This window comes from Kitasatospora sp. NPDC053057 (assembly GCF_044546945.1).
Taxonomy (GTDB): Bacteria; Actinomycetota; Actinomycetes; order Streptomycetales; family Streptomycetaceae; genus Kitasatospora.
The window spans coordinates 1-19,513 of sequence record NZ_JBITZP010000024.1 but is presented as its reverse complement, the minus strand read 5'-3'; the positions used below and the strand labels follow the sequence as shown (position 1 = coordinate 19,513).

General features: G+C 73.0%; 15 protein-coding genes. 11 read left to right on the top strand and 4 right to left on the bottom strand.

From position 1 onward, the window contains the following. Window positions 1-7: 7 nt before the first annotated feature. The 4 genes from ACIG5E_RS24360 to ACIG5E_RS24345 all read left to right on the top strand — a co-directional run bounded on the left by ACIG5E_RS24360 (window position 8) and on the right by ACIG5E_RS24345 (window position 4,304). Window positions 8-1,165 carry a sensor histidine kinase gene (locus ACIG5E_RS24360; protein WP_396536716.1) on the top strand — a complete coding sequence of 386 codons (1,158 nt, stop codon included), beginning with the start codon at window positions 8-10 and terminating at the stop codon, window positions 1,163-1,165. 22 nt (window positions 1,166-1,187) lie between these two features. Further along, complete coding sequence (locus ACIG5E_RS24355; RefSeq protein ID WP_396536575.1) at window positions 1,188-1,901, top strand: response regulator; 714 nt, start codon at window positions 1,188-1,190, stop codon at window positions 1,899-1,901. A gap of 127 nt (window positions 1,902-2,028) precedes the next feature. Next, window positions 2,029-2,631, top strand: coding sequence for a DUF485 domain-containing protein (locus tag ACIG5E_RS24350; RefSeq protein WP_396536573.1), 603 nt, complete (start codon window positions 2,029-2,031; stop codon window positions 2,629-2,631). Beyond that, window positions 2,628-4,304 carry a cation acetate symporter gene (locus ACIG5E_RS24345; RefSeq protein ID WP_396536571.1) on the top strand — a complete coding sequence of 559 codons (1,677 nt, stop codon included), beginning with the start codon at window positions 2,628-2,630 and terminating at the stop codon, window positions 4,302-4,304. The genes ACIG5E_RS24350 and ACIG5E_RS24345 overlap by 4 nt, the downstream gene beginning before the upstream one ends. 54 nt (window positions 4,305-4,358) lie before the next feature. Here ACIG5E_RS24345 and ACIG5E_RS24340 read toward each other — a convergent pair whose 3' ends face one another. From ACIG5E_RS24340 to ACIG5E_RS24330, 3 genes are all read right to left on the bottom strand, one after another. Continuing rightward, window positions 4,359-5,000, bottom strand: a complete 642-nt coding sequence (locus tag ACIG5E_RS24340; RefSeq protein WP_396536714.1) for a response regulator — start codon at window positions 4,998-5,000, stop codon at window positions 4,359-4,361. 113 nt (window positions 5,001-5,113) lie between these two features. Beyond that, entirely contained in the window at window positions 5,114-6,016 is a 903-nt protein-coding gene (locus ACIG5E_RS24335; protein ID WP_396536569.1) for a sucrase ferredoxin, read from the bottom strand. Between the two features lie 131 nt (window positions 6,017-6,147). Then, complete coding sequence (locus ACIG5E_RS24330; protein ID WP_396536567.1) at window positions 6,148-8,598, bottom strand: DNA topoisomerase (ATP-hydrolyzing) subunit A; 2,451 nt, start codon at window positions 8,596-8,598, stop codon at window positions 6,148-6,150. Window positions 8,599-8,905: 307 nt separating this feature from the next. Between ACIG5E_RS24330 and ACIG5E_RS24325 the strand changes: the two genes are divergently transcribed. From ACIG5E_RS24325 to ACIG5E_RS24315, 3 genes are all read left to right on the top strand, one after another. After that, on the top strand, window positions 8,906-10,252 hold the full coding sequence (locus tag ACIG5E_RS24325) for a M16 family metallopeptidase (protein ID WP_396536565.1): 1,347 nt from the start codon (window positions 8,906-8,908) through the stop codon (window positions 10,250-10,252). After that, window positions 10,249-11,637, top strand: coding sequence for a M16 family metallopeptidase (locus tag ACIG5E_RS24320; RefSeq protein ID WP_396536563.1), 1,389 nt, complete (start codon window positions 10,249-10,251; stop codon window positions 11,635-11,637). Before ACIG5E_RS24325 ends, ACIG5E_RS24320 begins: the two co-directional genes overlap by 4 nt. Window positions 11,638-11,963: 326 nt before the next feature. Next, window positions 11,964-13,157: an RtcB family protein gene (locus ACIG5E_RS24315; protein ID WP_396536561.1), complete on the top strand. Its 1,194-nt coding sequence runs from the start codon at window positions 11,964-11,966 to the stop codon at window positions 13,155-13,157. A 102-nt stretch (window positions 13,158-13,259) separates the two neighbouring features. On the opposite strand, the gene ACIG5E_RS24310 is transcribed toward ACIG5E_RS24315, so the two are convergent. After that, window positions 13,260-13,541 carry an HPr family phosphocarrier protein gene (locus ACIG5E_RS24310; protein ID WP_396536559.1) on the bottom strand — a complete coding sequence of 94 codons (282 nt, stop codon included), beginning with the start codon at window positions 13,539-13,541 and terminating at the stop codon, window positions 13,260-13,262. Window positions 13,542-13,768: 227 nt separating this feature from the next. On the opposite strand from ACIG5E_RS24310, the gene ACIG5E_RS24305 reads away from it, so the two are divergent. The 4 genes from ACIG5E_RS24305 to ACIG5E_RS24290 all read left to right on the top strand — a co-directional run bounded on the left by ACIG5E_RS24305 (window position 13,769) and on the right by ACIG5E_RS24290 (window position 19,370). After that, window positions 13,769-16,666, top strand: a complete 2,898-nt coding sequence (locus ACIG5E_RS24305) for a GNAT family N-acetyltransferase (RefSeq protein WP_396536557.1) — start codon at window positions 13,769-13,771, stop codon at window positions 16,664-16,666. A gap of 92 nt (window positions 16,667-16,758) precedes the next feature. Further along, window positions 16,759-17,358 (top strand): DUF5998 family protein, encoded by a 600-nt coding sequence (locus ACIG5E_RS24300; protein WP_380417931.1) that lies wholly within the window; start codon window positions 16,759-16,761, stop codon window positions 17,356-17,358. Window positions 17,359-17,464: 106 nt separating this feature from the next. Beyond that, window positions 17,465-18,652, top strand: a complete 1,188-nt coding sequence (locus tag ACIG5E_RS24295; protein WP_396536555.1) for an alkaline phosphatase family protein — start codon at window positions 17,465-17,467, stop codon at window positions 18,650-18,652. A gap of 61 nt (window positions 18,653-18,713) precedes the next feature. Then, window positions 18,714-19,370: a thymidine kinase gene (locus tag ACIG5E_RS24290; protein ID WP_396536553.1), complete on the top strand. Its 657-nt coding sequence runs from the start codon at window positions 18,714-18,716 to the stop codon at window positions 19,368-19,370. Window positions 19,371-19,513: the final 143 nt, after the last annotated feature.

Sequence of the window (19,513 nt, the reverse complement as noted above, 5' to 3'; positions counted from 1 at the left end):
GGAGGGGATGGAGCGCGACGCCGAGAGCAGGCCGCGGCGGGTCCTCACCGTGCTGGGCCGCATCGTCCTGCTGGCCGTCGTCGGCTGGGGGACGTTCGCCGACGGCAGGTACACCGGCTGGGCAGTGGCGGCCGCGGCGGCCGGACTGGCGGCGACCGCCGCCCTCTGTGTGGCTTTCCTGCAGGCCAGCCGGCAACAGCGCCCGCCCGCCTCGTACCTGCTGGCCGCCGCCCTGGTCGGGGCGGCCTGGCTGGCGAACTGGGGGCGGGCCTACACGCTCGCAGACCTGGTCTGGGTGGGACTGGCCGTGATCGCGCTGGTCCGGCTGCCGCCCGCGCCCGCGCTGCTCGTCGGCACGGCCGCGCTGGGCTCGTACACCGCGGCCAGCTGGGCGAGTTGGCTCAGCATCCTCGCCACCATCGGCGGGGTCGCCCTGCTCGGCTTCCTGATGCGGCTGGACATCGAGGCGCGCGGCACTGCCCGTCGGCTGCTGGTCCAGGAACGCGCCGCCCGGGCCGCCGAGGCGGAGAGCGCGGCGCTCGCCGAACGGGCCAGGATCGCCCGGGAGATCCACGACGTGCTCGCCCACAGCCTCTCCGCGCAGCTGGTCCACCTGGAGGCGGCCCGGCTGATGCTGGACGCCGGGACGGACCGCGAGCAGATCCGCGAACGGGTCGTCGCCGCACGGCGGATGGCGCAGGACGGGCTCGCCGAGACCCGGCAGGCGCTGTCCGCGCTGCGCGGGGAGTTCACGCCGGTCGGGGTGTTCCTGGTGGAGCTGACCGAGCGGGAGCGGGCCCCGTTCACCGTCACCGGTACGCCCCGGCCGCTGGCCGCCGAGGCCGGCCTGGCGGTACGGCGTACGGCGCAGGAGGCGGTGACCAACGTGCGCAAGCACGCGCCGGGCGCCCGGTGTTCGGTCGAACTGCGGTACCTGGACGACGCGGTGGAGCTGGAGGTGCGCAACGGCCGGGCGTCGCGCGGCCAGTCCGCGGGCGAGACCGGTGGGCCGTCCTCCGGTGAGTCGTCCTCCCGCGAGCTGGCCGACAGCGGCAGCGGGTACGGTCTGCTGGGGATGCGCGAACGCGCGGAACTGCTCGGCGGCACCCTGCTGGCGGGCCCGGAGGACGGAGGGTGGCGGGTGTTGCTGCGGGTGCCGGCATGAGTGAGCGCAGCGAGGTGGGCGCATGAGCGCCGCGGTCACCAGGGTGCTGGTGGCGGACGACCAGACGGTGGTGCGCGAGGGCATCGTGATGCTGCTGGGGCTGCTGCCCGGCATCGAGGTGGTAGGCGCGGCGGCGGACGGCGAGGAGGCCGTCGCCCTGGTGGAGCGCCATCACCCGGACGTGGTGCTGATGGACCTGCGGATGCCGCGGGTGGACGGCGTCGAGGCGACCCGGCGGATCCGGGCCGCGCACCCGGAGACCGAGGTCGTGGTGCTCACCACCTACGCCGACGACGAATCGCTGTTCCCGGCGCTGCAGGCCGGGGCGCGCGGCTACCTCACCAAGGACGCCGGCGGCGAGGAGATCGCCAAGGCCATCGCGGACGTCCGCTCGGGCGCGGCCGGACTCTCCCCGCAGGTCCAACTCCGGCTGCTGGAAAGGCTTTCGGAGGCTTCCGCGAAGTCCGCACCGAATCCGGGCGCGCCCAGTGCGCCGACCGCGCCGGGCGCCGCCCGGGCCGGGGAGCTGCCGGACGGGCTGACCGTGCGGGAGGCCGAGGTGCTCGCGCTGATCGCCGAGGGGCTCTCCAACGCCGAGATCGCCCAGCGGCTGTTCGTCAGCCAGGCCACCGTGAAGACGCACATCAACAACCTGTTCGCCAAGACCGCGGTGCGGGATCGCGCGCAGGCGGTCGCGTACGCCTTCCGACACGGAATCACCGGTACGCAGCAGTAGTCGGATAAGCGTCCGTCAGATGATCGATCACCTCATTGAGTGAAGGTATCTGCGATGGTCAGGGACGGTGTCCGGCGGCCTCCATGATGGTTCGGGTCAGAACGCCCGGCCCGGCCCAGGAGCAGCAGTGCCACAGCAGCAGACCAGCAGTCCCGGACAGGGGCAGCGATTCGACTGGTGGGCCGCTCCGGCCGCCGACACCGCTTCCGAGCCGGCTGCCGCGCTCCGCCGAACGGCGGTACCGGCCCAGCCTGGACCCGCCCGGACGGCCGCCGCCCCCGAGCCGGTGGCCGCCCCGCTCGCCCCGCCCGTGGCGCGGCCGCTCGCCCCGCCCGTCGTACCGCCAGTACCGCCAGTGCCGCCGGTCGCCCCGGCCGTCGTGGCGCAGGAGCCGGCGGCGCCGGTGAGCACCACCGACCGCACCGAGGTCTACCGGAGTGTCCAGGCCAGCGCGGCATTCCGGGACATCCGGCGCAGCTACCGGAGGTTCGTCTTCCCGACCTGCGGCGCCTTCCTCGGCTGGTACCTGGTGTACGTCGCCGCCGAGGCCGTCGTGCCCGGCGTGATGCGCAGCCCGGTGGCCGGCCCGCTCAACGTGGCGTGGCTGCTCGGCCTGCTGCAGTTCGCCTCCACGTTCCTGCTCACCTGGCTCTACGCCCGCAACGCCCGGACCAAGCGCGACCGCGCCGCCCTGGGCCTGCGCTGGGACACCCAGGACCAGCTGCGATGACGGCCACCACCGGCGTGATGACCACCGCCACTCCGTCCCCCGTCGCCCCCACCGGCCAGCACCACGGCCTGGCGATCGTGCTGTTCGCCGTCATCGTCCTGGTCACCGTCGGCATCACCCTCTGGGTCGGCCGCCAGGGCAACGCCGCCGAGGACTTCTACGCCGGCGGGCGCGACTTCACCCCGCTGCAGAACGGCTTCGCCCTCTCCGGCGACTACCTCTCCGCCGCCTCCTTCCTCGGCGTCGCAGGGCTGATCGCCCTGTACGGCTACGACGGCGTGCTCTACAGCGTCGGCTTCCTGGTCGCCTGGCTGGTCGTGCTGATGCTGGTCGCCGAACTCGTCCGCAACGCCGGCCGGTACACCCTCGCCGACGTGCTCGCGCTGCGGTTGCGCCGCCGCCGGGTGCGGGCGGCGGCCGGCGGTGCCAGCGTCGTGGTCACCCTGCTCTACCTGGTCGCCCAGATGGTCGGCGCCGGTTCGCTGGTCGCCCTGCTGCTCGGCACCAACAGTTCCCAGGCCCGGACCTGGACCATCATCGCGGTCGGCGCACTGATGATCGTCTACGTCACGATCGGCGGGATGCGGGCCACCACCTGGATCCAGATCGTCAAGGCCTTCCTGCTGACCGCGGGTTCGGTGCTGCTCACCGTGCTGCTGGTGGTGCGATTCCACGGCGACCTCTTCGAGCTGATGCGCCAGGCCGCCCGGCACAGCGGCGCCGGGCACCGCTACCTCGAACCCGGGCTCAAGTACGGCGCCACCTTCACCAGTCGGCTGGACTTCTTCAGCCTGGGCCTGGCCCTGGTGCTCGGCACCGCCGGCTTGCCGCACATCCTTTCCCGCTTCTACACCGTGCCCACCGCCCGGGCCGCCCGCCGCTCCACGATGTGGGCGATCGGCCTGGTCGGCGGCTTCTACCTGATGGCCATCGCGCTCGGCCTGGGCGCCACCGCGCTGATCGGCTCGGCCGAGGTGCGGCACGCCAACTCGGCCGGGAACACCGCCGTTCCGCTGCTCGCCCTGGTGCTCGGCGGCGGCAACGGCAGCACCGGCGGGGTGGTGCTGTTCGCGCTGATCTCGGCGATCGCCTTCGCCACCATCCTCGCCGTGGTCGCCGGGCTGACCCTGGCCTCCTCGGCCGCCTTCGCCCACGACATCTGGGCCGGCGCCTGGCGCGGTGCCCCGCGCCGCCGCCGCGGGGGAGAGATCGCCGAGAAGCCCAGCGAGCAGCAGGAGGTGGTGGTCGCCCGCTTCGCCGCCGTCGGAATCGGCGCGGCGGCGATCGTGATCAGCCTCTACGCCCAGCAGTTGAACGTCGCCTTCCTGGTTGGCCTGGCCTTCGCGGTGGCCGCCTCCTCGAACCTGCCGGTGCTGCTCTACAGCCTGTTCTGGTCGCGGTTCACCGTCCGGGGCGCGGTCTGGTCGGTGTACGGCGGGCTGGTCCCGGCGATCGCGCTGGTGGTCTTCTCGCCGGTGGTCTCCGGCTCCAGGACGGCGCTGTTCCCCGGCGTCGACTTCCACTGGTTCCCGCTGGAGAACCCCGGCATCGTCTCCATCCCGCTCGGCTTCCTGGCCGGCTGGATCGGGACGCTCACCTCGCCCGAGCCCGCCGACGCGGACCGCTTCGCCGAGCTGGAGGTGCGCGCCCTCACCGGTGCGGGCGCGGCTTAGCAGTCGCGCCCTGGGAACCCCGGCGGGCTTGGGGCCGCCGGGGTTCCCCCATGTCTAGGCGTTCCTCGCGGCCAGCCCGTAGCGGTGCTCGGGGCGGCCGGTGTCGCCGTAGCGCAGGGTCAGTCGCAGCCGGCTGTCCCGTTCCAGCTGCTTGAGGTAGCGCTGGGCCGTCGAGCGGCTCAGCCCGGTGGCGTCGGCGACCTCCTGGGCGGACAGCGGGCGGCCCGCCCGCCGCAGCACGCCCAGCACCAGGTCGGTGGTGGGCGCCGAGTGACCCTTCGGCAGTGCCCCGGTGGGCGCGCAGGCGTTGCGCAGGGTCGCGAACAGCCGGTCCACCTCGTCCTGGCCGGCCTCCCGGGCGGGTGCGCCCAGCGCGTGCCGCAGCTGGGCGCACGAGACCAGCTTGTCCCGCGGCCCGGCGAAGGTGAAGGGCTTGACCAGGTACTGCAGCGCGCCGTGCTGCATCGCGGCGTGCACCGTGGAGACGTCCCGGGCGGCGGTCACCATCATCACGTCGCAGACCACCTGCCGTTCCCGCAGCCGGCGCACCAGGGCCAGGCCGGTCTCGTCCGGCAGGTGGTGGTCGAGCAGCAGGTCCACCGGGCGGCGCTCCAGCGCGGCGAGGGCCTCGCCGGCCGACGGGCCCAAGACCGTGCTCTCGGTGCTCGCCGCCTTCCACCCGGACGTCCAGGGCAAGGAGGCGACGACCGACCTGTCCCGGACGTACACCACGGAGTTCGTCGGCAAGGCCGCCGGCTGACCCCGGCCCTCAGCGCGGCCCCGCGCCCACCCCCACGGGCGCGGGGCCGTTACACGCCCCGGACCGACAGCACGTCCATCCGCGACGGCGTCCCCGCCGCCTTGCCGCAGCTCTCCGGACGCGGCGGCTGGCTCACCGTCTCGATCACGTCCACCTCCCAGGCCCGGCCGTCCCGGTGCACCACCGCCACCAGCCAGCGGCCCTCGCCGTCCGGCCGCTGTGCCACGGTCAGCGCGTCCACCCGGGTCTCGCCGATCGCCAGCCGCACCGCGTGCTCGGCCGCCTGCCCCGGGCGGTCCCAGCCCGAGCAGCCCCGCGACCACTCCGGCACCATGCGCCCGGCCGCCGTCGCCGCCAGCACCTCCTTGGCGCTCTCCGGCGTCAGCCGCCCGTACGCGTAGCCGTACGGGAGCACCAGCATCGTGGGCGCGAAGCGGTGCCCGCCCAGGTGGGTCACCTCCCACACCTCGCTGTGCCCGGCCGCCGCCAGCTCCGCCGCGAGCGGACGGCCCAGCAGCGCGCAGCAGCGGTCCCGGCGGCCGTTGGTGCACACCAGCGCCAGCGGGCCGCCGATGTGCTCCACCCCGAAACCCGTGTGATCGCCGACGCCCAGCGCCGCGAAGTCCAGCCCCAGCAGTTCCGCCGGGTCCGCCACCTGCGCCCGGCGCACCCAGCCGCGGCCCGGCACCGTGTGCGCGACGACCACCTCGTGCCGCGCCGTCGGCAGGCAGTCCGCGTGCCGGCCCGGCCGCCGGATCAGCGCCACCCGTACGCCCGTACCGGCCGTGGCGGCCTCCAGCGCGCGCCCGGTCGCCCGGTCGAGGTGGCTCTCGCCCACTGCCTTCGCGCCCCACGGGCCGTTCTGCTCCACCAGCAGCCAGGTGGTCGCCACCGCCGCAGTCGCGGTCAGCGGCTCCGAAAGTTCACGCGAAAGGGTCGTACAGGTGCTCATCTGGGCAAGGCTACCCTCAGTGGTTCGGCCCGGCCCGGGGGCCGGTGGAGGGCCCGGACACACCGGAGCGGGAGCCTCCGGACACGCCGGAGGGCGGGCGCCCACGAGCACCCCGCCCTCCGAATCCTCCGCTACGCCGGGCCGGCGACCACCGCGATCGGAGTCGTCACCGGGGTGCCCGAGCCGTCCCGGCGCGGGTCGCGCTCCGGCAGGTCGACCGGCGCGCCCTTGTCGGTGGCGGCCCGGGCCGGGGCGGCACCCACCCAGGCGAACGCCAGGCCGTCCTCGCCGCGCAGGAAGCGCTGGCAGCGCACGCCGCCGGTCGCCCGGCCCTTGCGCGGGTACTGCTCGAACGGGGTGACCTTCCAGGACACCTGCTCGTCACCCGACAGCGTGCCCGAGGCCGCCGCCACCGAGACCACCACCGCGTCCACGGCCGGATCCACCGCCGTGAACGACAGCACCCGAGCGCCCTCCGCCAGCTTGATGCCCGCCATGCCGCCCGCCGGGCGGCCCTGCGGACGGACCTGGCCCGCCGGGTAGCGCAGCAGCTGGGCGTCCGAGGTGACGAAGACCAAGTCCTCCTCGCCGGTGCGCAGTTCGACCGCGCCCACCAGCTCGTCGCCGTCCTTGAGGGCGATCACCTCGAATTCGTCCTTGTTCGCGGGCCACTCCGGCACCACCCGCTTCACCACACCCTGCACCGTGCCCAGCGCCAGCCCCGGCGAGGACTCGTCCAGCGTGGTCAGCGCCAGCACCCGCTCCCCGGCCTCCAGACGCAGGAACTCTCCCACCGCGGCGCCGCCCGCCAGCGTCGGCGAAGGCGTCGGCGGCAGCGCCGGCAGGTCGATCACCGGCAGCCGCAGCACGCGGCCCGCCGACGTCACCACACCCACGTCCGCCCGGGCCGTCGCCGGCACCGCCGACACGATCACATCGTGCTTCGCCCGCTTCTCCGACAGCTCGAACGGCTCGCCGTCCGCCGTCCGCGCCAGCAGCCCCGTCGAGGACAGCAGCACCCGGCACGGGTCGTCCGCCACCTCCAGCGGCACCGACAGCGCCGCCGACGGAGCCGCCCCCGCCTCCAGCAGCACCGTCCGCCGCTCCGTCCCGAACTGCTTGGACACCGCGCCCAGTTCGGACGACACCACACTGCGCAGCTTGCCGTCCGACTCCAGGATCTCGGTCAGCTCCGCGATCTCCGAGGTCAGCTTCGCCTTCTCCTGCTCCAGCTCCACCCGGTCGAACCTGGTCAGCCGGCGCAGCGGGGTGTCCAGGATGTACCCGGTCTGCGTCTCCGACAGCGAGAAGCGCTCCATCAGGCGCTCCTTCGCCTGCTGGGCGTTGTCACTCGACCGGATGATCGCGATGACCTCGTCGATGTCGACCAGGGCCACCAGCAGACCCTCGACCAGGTGCAGCCGCTCCTCGCGCTTGCGGCGGCGGAAGTCGCTGCGCCGGCGCACCACGGTGAACCGGTGGTCGACGTAGACCTCCAGCAGCTCCTTCAGACCCAGCGTCAGCGGCTGCCCGTCCACCAGCGCCACGTTGTTGATGCCGAAGGTCTCCTCCATCGGCGTCAGCTTGTAGAGCTGCTCCAGCAGCGCCTCCGGCACGAAGCCGTTCTTCACCTCGATCACCAGCCGCAGCCCGTGCTCGCGGTCGGTCAGGTCCTTGACGTCCGCGATGCCCTGCAGCTTCTTCGCGTTGACCAGGTCCTTGATCTTCGAGATGACCTTCTCCGGGCCGACGTTGTACGGCAGCTCGGTGACTACGATGCCCTTGCGGCGCGCCGTCACCGACTCCACCGTCGCCGTCGCCCGGATCTTGAATGTGCCGCGGCCCGACTCGTACGCGTCCCGGATCCCCGACAGGCCCACGATCCGCCCGCCCGTCGGCAGGTCCGGACCGGGCACGAACCGCATCAGCGTGTCCAGGTCAGCGGCCGGGTGCTTGATCAGGTGCCGGGCCGCCGCCACCACCTCGGACAGGTTGTGCGGCGGCATGTTCGTCGCCATGCCCACCGCGATGCCCGTCGCGCCGTTCACCAGCAGGTTCGGGAACGCGGCCGGCAGCGCCAGCGGCTCCTGCTCACTGCCGTCATAGTTCGGCCCGAAGTCGACGGTGTCCTCGTGGATCGACTCCACCATCGCCATCGAGGCCGCCGTCAGCCGCGACTCGGTGTAGCGCATCGCCGCCGGCGGGTCGTCGTTGCCCAGCGAACCGAAGTTGCCGTGCCCGTCGATCAGCGGCAGCCGCATCGAGAACGGCTGCGCCATGCGCACCACGGAGTCGTAGATCGACGCGTCACCGTGCGGGTGCAGCCGACCCATCACCTCGCCCACCACACGGGCGCACTTCACGTGCGCGCGGTCCGGACGCAGGCCCATCTCGTTGGCCTGGTACAGGATCCGGCGGTGCACCGGCTTCAGACCGTCCCGCGCGTCCGGCAGCGCACGCGAGTAGATCACCGAGTAGGCGTACTCCAGGAAGGAGCCCTGCATCTCGTCCACGACGTCGACGTCGAGGATCCGCTCCTCGAAGTCTCCGGGCGGCGGGGTCTGCGAACTGCGGCGGGCCATCGCGGCGGGGCTCCCTTACGTGTCGCTGGCTGTGTCGTCGGCCGGTCGTCGGCCGTCGGTCAAATCGTCGGACGGACGTCGCCGTCCTGCTTCGCCGTCCTGTCGCCGCGACCCGTCAACCGGGCGCGGTCAACAGGGCACGGCGCCCCCATTGTGGACCCTCGCGCCGACACTCCCGGTCAGCGGCCCTCTTCCGCCCCTGGCGAACGCTGCTTCCGCGCGGACACAAACACGTCTCCCGCGCGTTGCACCACAATGGGGGACGCCACACGAACCCCGACATCGACGACGGGAAGGACCCGAGCGCATGGCCAACCCGGCCCCCGCCTCCAGCCGAGGCATCGCCATCACCGAGCACCGCCTGGCCAACGGCCTGCGCGTCGTCCTCTCCGAGGACCGCCTCACCCCGGTCGCCGCAGTCTGCCTCTGGTACGACGTGGGCTCCCGCCACGAGGTCAAGGGCCGCACCGGCCTGGCCCACCTCTTCGAGCACCTGATGTTCCAGGGCTCCGCCAACGTCTCCAACAACGGGCACTTCGAACTCGTCCAGGGCGCCGGCGGCTCGCTCAACGGCACCACCAGCTTCGAGCGCACCAACTACTACGAGACCATGCCCGCCCACCAGCTGGAGCTCGCCCTCTGGCTGGAGGCCGACCGGATGGGCTCCCTGCTCGCCGCCCTCGACGAGACGTCCATGGAGAACCAGCGCGCCGTCGTCAAGAACGAACGCCGCCAGCGCTACGACAACGTCCCGTACGGCACCGCCTTCGAGAAGCTCACCGCGCTCTCCTTCCCCGACGGCCACCCGTACCACCACACCCCCATCGGCTCCATGGCCGACCTCGACGCCGCCACCCTCGAGGACGCCCGCGCGTTCTTCCGCACGTACTACGCGCCCAACAACGCCGTGCTGGCCATCGTCGGCGACATCGACCCCGAGCAGACCATCGCCTGGGTCGAGAAGTACTTCGGCTCCATCCCCGCCCACGACGGCAAGCAGCCCCCGCGCTCCGGCGAACTCCCCGACACCATCGGCCGCGAGCTCCGGCAGAAGCTCACCGAGGACGTCCCCTCCCGCGCGCTGATGGCCGCCTACCGCCTGCCGCAGGACGGCACCCGCGAGGCCGACGCCGCCGACCTCGCCCTCACCATCCTCGGCAGCGGCGAGTCCAGCCGCCTCTACAACCGGCTCGTCCGCCGCGACCGCACCGCCGTCGCCGCCGGCTTCGGCCTGCTGCGCCTCGCCGGCGCCCCCAGCCTCGGCTGGCTCGACGTCAAGACCTCCGGCGACGCCACCATCGCGCAGATCGACGCCGCCGTCGACGAGGAGCTCGCCCGCTTCGCCGCCGAGGGCCCCACCGCCGAGGAACTCGAACGCGCCCAGGCCCAGATCGAGCGCGAGTGGCTCGACCGGCTCACCACCGTCGCCGGCCGCGCCGACGAACTCTGCCGCTACGCCGTCCTGTTCGGTGACCCCAAGCTGCTGAACGACGCCCTCCCCAAGGTCCTCGACGTCACCGCCGAAGAGGTCCAGGCCGTCGCCAAGGCCCGGCTCCACCCCGACAACCGGGCCGTCCTCGTCTACGAGCCGACCGCGACCGCCGCCGACGACGCTTCCGACGCCGCTTCCGAAGAGAAGGGTGCCGCCGTATGAGCACCGACTACGTCCCCGCGATGACCTTCCACCCCCAGCCCCAGCCCGGCACCCCCGGCCCGTGGGCGTTCCCCGCCCCCGAGCGCGCCGCCCTCGGCAACGGCATCACCGTCCTGCACTGCCACCGGCCCGGCCAGCAGCTGGTCGCCGTCGAGGTCCTCCTCGACGCCCCGCTCGCCGCCGAGCCCGAGGGCCTCGACGGCATCGCCGCCATCCTCGCCCGCGCCCTCAACGAGGGCACCGACACCCTCACCGCCGAGGAGTTCGCGGGCGAGCTCGAGCGCGCCGGCGCCACCCTCGACGCGCACGCCGACCACCCCTGCATCCGGGTCGCCCTGGAGGTCCCCGCCTCCCGGCTCCAGCGCGGTCTCACCCTGCTCGCCGACGCCCTGCGCGCCCCCGCCCTCCCCGCCGAGGAGATCGAGCGCCTCGTCGCCAACCGCCTCGACGAGATCGTCCACGAGCAGGCCAACCCCGCCCGGCGCGCCGCCAAGGCCCTCTACGCCGAGCTCTTCGACGCCGCGGACCGCCTCTCCCGGCCCCGCAGCGGCACCGCCGACACCGTCAAGTCGATCGACCGCGCCGCCGTCAAGGCCTTCTACGACGCCCACGTGCGGCCCGCCACCACCACCGTCGTGGTGGTCGGCGACCTCACCGGTGTCGACCTGCCCGCCCTGCTGGAGAGCACCCTCGGCACCTGGACCGGCTCCGCCGCCGAGCCCTCCGTCCACGCCCCCGTCACCGGCGACGACCGCGGCCGCGTCGTCATCGTCGACCGCCCCGGCTCCGTCCAGACCCAGCTGCTGATCGGCCGGATCGGCCCCGACCGCCACGACCCGGTCTGGGCCGCCCAGATCCTCGGCACCTACTGCCTCGGCGGCACCCTCACCTCCCGCCTCGACCGCGTCCTGCGCGAGGAGAAGGGCTACACCTACGGCGTCCGCGCCTTCGCCCAGCCGCTGCGCTCCGCCGCCGACGGCAGCGGGCGCTCGCTGCTCGCCATCAGCGGCTCGGTGGACACCGCCTCCACCGCCCCGGCGCTCGCCGACACCTGGACCATCCTGCGCGACCTCGCCGCCGGGGGCCTCACCGACGCCGAGCGCGACGAGGCCGTGCAGTTCCTGGTCGGCGTCGCGCCGCTGAAGTACGAGACCGCGGGCTCGGTCGCCGGCACCCTGGCCGACCAGGTCGAGCAGTACCTGCCCGACGACTACCAGGCCGAGGTCTACCGGCAGCTGGCCGAACTGCCCACCGCCGCGGCCACCGAGGCCGTGGTCGCGGCCTTCCCGCCGGACCGCCTGGTCACCGTCCTGGTCGGCGACGCCGCCGCGATCGAGGCGGACGTGCGGGCGCTCGGCATCGGCGAGGTCACCGTCATCAGCTGACGTCCGCTGTCGGTGCCGTCCGGCCCGGTGGAGCGCATTCGCTCCGCCGGGCCGGACGCGTTTTTAAATCCCTTGCGGGTCCTGACGGTTCCGTGGATAGATGTTCCCCGACGCACAACACGTGCGAACTGCGACGAACGAAGGGAGGCGGTCACCATGCGGGTCGAGCGAGAGATACGACGACGCTCCCCAAGGCCGTACCTCCCCTGTTCCGCTCCGGCTGCCTGAGCGCACCCGTTTCCTGAACTTCCCCGAGCCACGCCGGGATTCGTCATCGCGTGGCTGTTCCTTTCCTGAACCATCCGACCCATGGAGGTCGTTCAACCATGACGTACACCGAGGTCCCGGGCATCCGGGTGCCGATCCGGATGTGGACCGACCCGGCGACGGTCGAGGGCGCGGCCCTCCAGCAGCTGCGCAACATCAGCTCCCTGCCGTGGCTGCACGGCCTCGCCGTGATGCCCGACGTCCACCTGGGCAAGGGCGCGACCGTCGGCTCCGTCATCGCCATGAAGGGCGCGGTCTGCCCGGCGGCCGTCGGCGTCGACATCGGCTGCGGGATGAGCGCGGTGAAGACCTCCCTCACCGCCAAGGACCTCCCGGACGACCTCTCCGGCCTGCGCTCCAAGATCGAGCAGGCCATCCCGGTCGGTCGCGGCCTGCACACCGACCCGGTCGACCCGACCAAGCTGCCCGGCTTCCGCGCGACGGGCTGGGACGACTTCTGGCAGCGCTTCGACGGGGTGGCGGAGGAGGTCAAGTGGCGCCGTGAGCGGGCGATGCAGCAGATGGCGACGCTCGGCGGAGGAAATCACTTTGTCGAACTGTGTGTCGATACGACGGACACAGTCTGGCTGATGCTGCACTCCGGCTCCCGCAACATCGGCAAGGAACTGGCGGAGCACCACATGGGTGTCGCCCGTTCTCTGTCGCACAACCAGGGTCTGGTCGATAGGGACCTGGCGGTCTTCCTCGCGAAGACCCCGGAGATGGCCGACTACCGTCAGGACCTCTTCTGGGCGCAGGAGTACGCGAAGCACAACCGCGCCCTGATGATGGCGCTCTTCCAGGACGTCGTCCGGCGCGAGTTCACCAAGGCGAATGTCACCTTCGACGAGGAGATCAGCTGCCACCACAACTACGTTGCGGAGGAGCGCTATGACGGCGTCGACCTGCTGGTGACCCGCAAGGGCGCGATCCGGGCCGGCTCCGGCGACTACGGGATCATCCCGGGTTCGATGGGGACGGGCTCCTACATCGTCCGCGGCCTGGGCAACGAGGCCTCGTTCAACTCCGCCTCACACGGCGCCGGCCGCAAGATGAGCCGCAACGCCGCCAAGAAGCGCTTCACCACGCGCGACCTGGCCGAGCAGACTAAGGGCGTGGAGTGCCGCAAGGACAGCGGCGTCGTCGACGAGATCCCGGGTGCCTACAAGTCCATCGAGAAGGTCATCGAGCAGCAGAAGGACCTGGTCGAGGTGGTCGCACACCTCAAGCAGGTGGTCTGCGTCAAGGGCTGAGCCGCGGCCGCCCGAAGGGGCGGATCAGGGTGAAGCGTTGACCACAGCGGATCGGGGTGCCGCCACGATGTGGCGGCACCCCGATCGGGCAGCTGCGAGGGCTCAGGCGGCGGCCGGGAGCTCGTCGAGGCCTTCGGAGACCAGCTTGGCGAGGCGGTCGAGGGCGTCGTCGGCGTCGGGGGCGTCGGAGGCCAGGATGACCTCTTCGCCGCCCTGGGCGCCCAGGCCGAGGAGGCCGAGCATGGAGGCGGCGTTGACCGGGTTGCCGCCCGGCTTGGCGATGGTGATCGGCACGCCGGTGGCCGTGACGGCCCGGACGAAGATCGAGGCGGGACGGGCGTGCAGGCCCTCGGCCCAACCGATGGTGACGCGGCGCTCAGCCATGAGACGTGCCTTTCCGGTGAAGCTGGTCACGGCCGTGCTCGGGGGAGCGGGGGAAACGACCGTGTTGTCTAGACCAGTGTTGCACGCAGACAACCCCTTCGAGGCGTCGCGTTCGGGACTTGTGATTGTTTCTTTTCGGGGCATAAGGCCCGGCCAGCGGCCTTGCCCACCCTGCCGTGAGCACGCGCCCGGCGCCATTCGGCTCGCCGCCGGATAACCTGACGAATGTGGAAGACCCCGCGGTGGCGAACCCCGCGCAACCCGACTATCCGCAGCACTGGGAAGCCGACGTCCTGCTGCGTGACGGCGGCACGGCCCGGATCCGGCCGATCACTCCCGACGACGCCGGGCGGCTGGTCGAGTTCTACGAGCAGGTCTCGGACCAGTCCAAGTACTTCCGCTTCTTCGCCCCCTATCCGCGGCTGTCCGACAAGGACGTCCGCCGCTTCACCCACCACGACTTCGTGAACCGGGTCGGCCTCGCCGTGGTGGTCCGGGACCACTTCATCGCGACCGTCCGCTACGACCGGATCGACGCCGAGGGCCGCCCTTCCGAGCACGGCACGGACGCCGAGGTCGCCTTCCTCGTCCAGGACGCCCACCAGGGCCGCGGTGTGGCCTCCGCCCTGCTGGAGCACATCGCGGCGGTGGCCCAGGAGCGCGGCATCCGCCGCTTCCAGGCCGAGGTGCTGCCGGAGAACCGCAAGATGGTGAAGGTCTTCACCGACGCCGGCTACACCCAGCGCCGCAGCTTCGCCGACGGCGTGGTGCACCTGGAGTTCGACCTCGAACAGACCGATCGCTCGCTCGCCGTGATGCGTGCCCGCGAGCACCGCGCCGAGGCCCGCTCGGTGCAGCGGCTGCTGACCCCGCGCTCGGTGGCCGTGATCGGCGTCTCCCGCAACCCGCAGACCGTCGGCCGGGCCCTCCTGCGCGACCTGCTCGGCAGCTTCGACACCGAGTTCGAGAGCCGGTACGAGCCCGAGCACGCCCCGCGCCCCGTCTACGCGGTGAACCGCAGCGCCCCGCCCGGCACCGAGCTGGACGGCATCCCGGTGCACCGTTCGATTCTGGACATTCCCGGGCCGGTCGACCTCGCGGTGATCGCCGTCCCCGAGAGCGCCGTCCCGGCGGCCGTCGCCGAATGCGGCGCGCACGGTGTGCAGGGCCTGGTGGTGGTCACCGCCGGCTACGCGGAGACCGGTCCGGAGGGTCGTGACCGCCAGCGCGCCCTGGTCCGCCAGGCCCGTGCGGCGGGGATGCGGGTGATCGGCCCGAATGCCTTCGGCCTGATCAACACCGACCCCGACCGCCCGCTGAACGCCTCGCTCGCCCCCCACCTGCCCGACCGCGGAGGCTTCGGGATCTTCTGCCAGTCCGGGGCGATCGGCGTGGCCCTGCTGGAGTCCGCCCACCGGCGCGGCCTCGGCGTCTCCTCCTTCGCCTCGGTCGGCAACCGCTCGGACGTCTCCGGAAACGACTTCCTGCAGTACTGGGCCGAGGACGACGCCACCGAGGTGGTGCTGCTCTACCTGGAGTCCTTCGGCAACCCCCGCAAGTTCACCCGGATCGCCCGCCGCCTGGCCGCCGCCAAGCCGGTGGTCGTGGTCAAGGGCGCCCGCCACACCGGCAGCCTGCCGCCCGGCCACGCCGTCCCGGCCACTGCCACCGCCCTGCGCGACGCCACCGTGGACGCGCTGTTCGAGCAGGCCGGGGTGACCAGGGTGGCGACCATCACCGAGCTGTTCGACACCGGCGAGTTGCTCGGTCAGCAGCCGCTGCCGCCCGGCGACCGGGTCGCCGTGGTCGGCAACTCCGACTCGCTCGGCCTGCTCACCTACGACGCCTGCCTGAGCGCCGGGCTGCGCCCGTGCACGCCCGTCGACCTCACCACCGCCGCCACCGGCGAGAACTTCCGGATCGCGCTGGACGTCGCGCTCAGCAACCCCGCCGTGGACGCGGTGATCGCCGTCGCCATCCCGCCGATCGGCACCTCCGCGCACGCCTTCATGGGCGGCCGGCTGACCGGCCCGGAGGACCCGGAGATGGGCTCGGACGACCCGGAGATCGCCACCGCCCTGCTCGAAGCGGGGGAGCGCGCACGGGAGTTGGGCAAGCCACTGGTGCTGGCCCACCTGGCCCTGACCGACCTGCCGACCCGGCTGCGCCCCGGCGGCATCCCGGCCTACGCGGCGCCCGAGCGCGCCGTGCGCGCCCTCGCGCACGCCGTGCACTACGCGGAGTGGCGCCGCCGCACCGCCGAGGCGGAGGAGACGGCGCGCGTCCCCGAGCTGGACCGGATCGACGAGCCCGGCGCCCGCGCCCTGGTGGAGGCGGCCCTGAGCACCCGGGCCGCGATCTCCCGCCCGTCGCCCACCACCACCCTTGTTCGAGGCGCTACGCGCCGCTCCTTCTCGCTCACCCAGCCGCGCGGCGCCCGGATCACCCTGCCGGACGCCGAGGCCCGGGCGCTGCTGGCCCGCTACGGCATCGACGTCTCGCCCACGCTGCCCGCCCCGGACGAGGAGGCCGCCGTCCGGGCCGCAGATCAGCTCGGCTACCCGGTGGCCCTGAAGGCGACCGCCCCGCACCTGCGCCACCGCCCCGACCTGGGCAGCGTCCGGCTGGACCTGACCGGCGAGCCGGGCCTTCGCCGTGCCCACCGGGAGCTGGACGCCCTGCTCGGCGGCGCGGCCGAGGCCCAGCTGGTGGTCCAGCGGCTGGCCCCGCGCGGCGTGGACACCGTGATCGGCGCCACGGTCGATCCGGCCGTCGGCGCGATCCTCTCCTTCGGCCTGGCCGGTGCCCCCGCCGAACTGCTGGGCGACGTGGCCCACCGCCTCGTCCCGGCGACCGACCAGGACGTCGCCGGGCTGATCCGCGAGGTGCGGGCGGCGCCGCTGCTGTTCGGCTGGCGCGGTGCCGAGGCGGTGGACACCGACGCCCTGGAGGAGCTGCTGCTGCGGGTGTCGCAGCTGGTGGACGACGTCCCGGAGATCGCCTCGGTCGACCTCGAACCGGTGGTCGTGGCCCCGCACGGACTGGCGATCCTGGGGGCGCGGGTGCGGGTCGCACCGCTGCCCGTCCGCAGCGATCTGGGCCCGCGCGCGATGAGCACGCTGTAACCTTCCTTGGTTGCGCCTGCCCGTTGGCGCTGATGTCCGAAGCTCGGCGCCGTGCCGCCCGCTTCGTCGGCGGACCATGCCAGGATGGAGTTATGGCGAAGACCGGTACCACCACCACTCAGGACCTGCGCTCGGCGATCGAGCGCAGCGGCTACTACCCGGCCCTGGTGTCCGAGGCGGTCGAGTCCGCGGTGGGCCCGGAGCCGATCAGCTCCTACCTGGTGCACCAGGAGACGACCTTCGACTCCAACGAGGTGCGCCGGCACGTGACAGTGCTGGTGCTGACCCCGACCCGCTTCGTGGTGAGCCACACCGACGAGCAGTCCGGTGACGCGGGCAGCCCCGCGGTGCCGTTCGCGACGACCTCGACGGAGAGCGTCCGGCTGGACCGGATCGGCTCGGTCGTGCTGAGCCGGATGGTGGCGAACCCGGAGACGTACACGCCCGGCACGCTGCCGCGCGAGGTGGTGCTGACGATCGGCTGGGGCGCGGTGCAGCGCCTGGACCTTGAGCCGGCCGGCTGCTCGGACCCGAACTGCGAGGCGGACCACGGCTACACCGGTTCGGCGACGGCCGACGACCTGTCGCTGCGGGTGAGCGAGGCCGGTGACGGCCCGGAGACGGTGGCCCAGGCGCTGGTGTTCGCCCGGGCGCTGTCCGACGCGACGATCGACAACGGCCCGCGGGTCTGAGCCCAGGCCGTACCCGGCCGCTTCCGTCCGCGTGCCAGCCCGCATGCCCGTCCGCGTGCCCGTTCGCGCTCCCGCCCGCGTTTCCGACCGCTACGAATCCGGTTCCATGTCCTTCGCACCCTCCGACGGCTACGACGCCTTCGAGATCCTCGACCCGGCCGCCGCTCCCGCACCCCCGTACGGCAGCGGCTCGCTCTGCGACCTGCTGCCCTCGGTGGCGGCGGGCCTGGGCGTCCCGGGGTTCACCGCGACGCTGCCGATCGCCCCGGCCGACCGGGCGGTGGTGTTCCTGGTGGACGGCCTGGGCTGGGAGCTGCTGCTGCGCCACCCCGAGTACGCGCCGTTCCTGTCCTCGCTGGCCGGGAGTTCGATGGGCGGCACCGGCCGTCCGTTGACCGCGGGCTTCCCGTCCACCACCGCGACCTCGCTGGCCTCGGTCGGCACCGGCACGCCGCCGGGCCTGCACGGCCTGGCCGGGTACACGGTGGCGGTGCCGGGCGCCGACTACCTGATGAACCAGCTGCGCTGGCAGCCGCACACCGACCCGCAGGTCTGGCAGCCGTACCCGACGGTCTTCGAGCAGACCCACCGGGCCGGGGTGGCGACCGCCCAGGTGTCCTCCCCGCTGTTCGCCCAGACCCCGCTGACCAAGGTGGCGCTGTCCGGCGGCAGCTTCCTGGGCCGCACCACCGGCGAGGAGCGGATGGACCTGGCCGCCTCCTGGCTGGCCGAGCACGACCGGGCGCTGGTGTACACCTACGTCAGTGAGCTGGACGGCGCGGGCCACCGCTTCGGGGTGGACTCCGACGAGTGGCGGATGACGCTGGACGCGGTGGACCGGCTGGCCCGCCGGCTGGCCGAGCAGCTGCCGCCGCGCTCGGCGATGTACGTGACCGCGGACCACGGCATGATCGACATCGCACCCGAGGACCGGATCGACTTCGACGAGGACTGGGAGCTCGGCGCCGGCGTCGCCCTGCTCGGCGGCGAGGGCCGGGCCCGGCACGTGTACGCCGTGCCGGGGGCCGCGGCCGACGTGCACACGGTCTGGAGCGAGGTGCTGGGCGACCGGATGTGGGTGGCCACCCGGGACGAGGCGATCGCGGCGGGCTGGTTCGGCCCGGCCGTCGACGAGCGGGTATATCACCGGATCGGCGACGTGGTCGCCGCGGCGCGCGACGACATCGCGATCACCGCCTCCCGCAACGAGCCCGGCGAGTCCGCGATGATCGGGCTGCACGGCTCGATGACCCCGGTCGAGCAGTTCGTGCCGCTGCTCGAAGTCCGGGGCTGAGCCGGACCCTTGACTTCTCTGTGCCCGAACCCCCTTGACGTGAAAGGCCTTTGCTCCACCCATGGCTGAACTGGTGTTCTTCTCGGGCACGATGGACTGCGGCAAGTCGACGCTGGCGCTGCAGATGGACCACAACCACACCGCGCGCGGCCGGCAGGGCGTCATCCTGACCCGCAACGACCGGGCCGGCGCGGCCACCATCTCCAGCCGGCTGGGTCTGCGCGCCGACGCGGTCGAGGTGGCGGACGACTTCGACTTCCACGCGCACGTGGTGCAGCGGCTCTCGGCCGGCGGCCGGGTGGACTACCTGATCTGCGACGAGGCCCAGTTCTTCGCCGCCGAGCAGGTCGACCAGCTGGCCCGGGTGGTGGACGAGCTGGACATCGACGTCTACACCTTCGGCATCACCACCGACTTCCGCACCCGGCTGTTCCCGGGTTCGCAGCGGCTGATCGAACTGGCCGACCGGGTGGAGGTGCTGCAGGTCGAGGCGCTCTGCTGGTGCGGCGCACGGGCGACCCACAACGCCCGTACGGTCGGCGGGGTGATGGTGGTCGAGGGTGCCCAGGTGGTGATCGGCGACATCTCGGTGAGCGAGGAGGAGATCGGCTACGAGGTGCTGTGCCGCCGCCACCACCGCCGTCGGCTGACCGCCGCGACCGCCCGCGCCTCGGTGCTCTCGCCGGACGTGCTGCCCTTCGAGGAGCAGCAGGCTTAGGGCCCGCCTTCGTACCGAAGACGGGCCCTCTCGAACCTGTGGCCGCTAAGAGCGTCCGCCAGTAGGTCATCGGATACGGGGGCTGCGGGGCCGGGTGTTCCAGCGATAGAGGGGCCAGGCTCGTGTGATCAGGCGCCGGACGG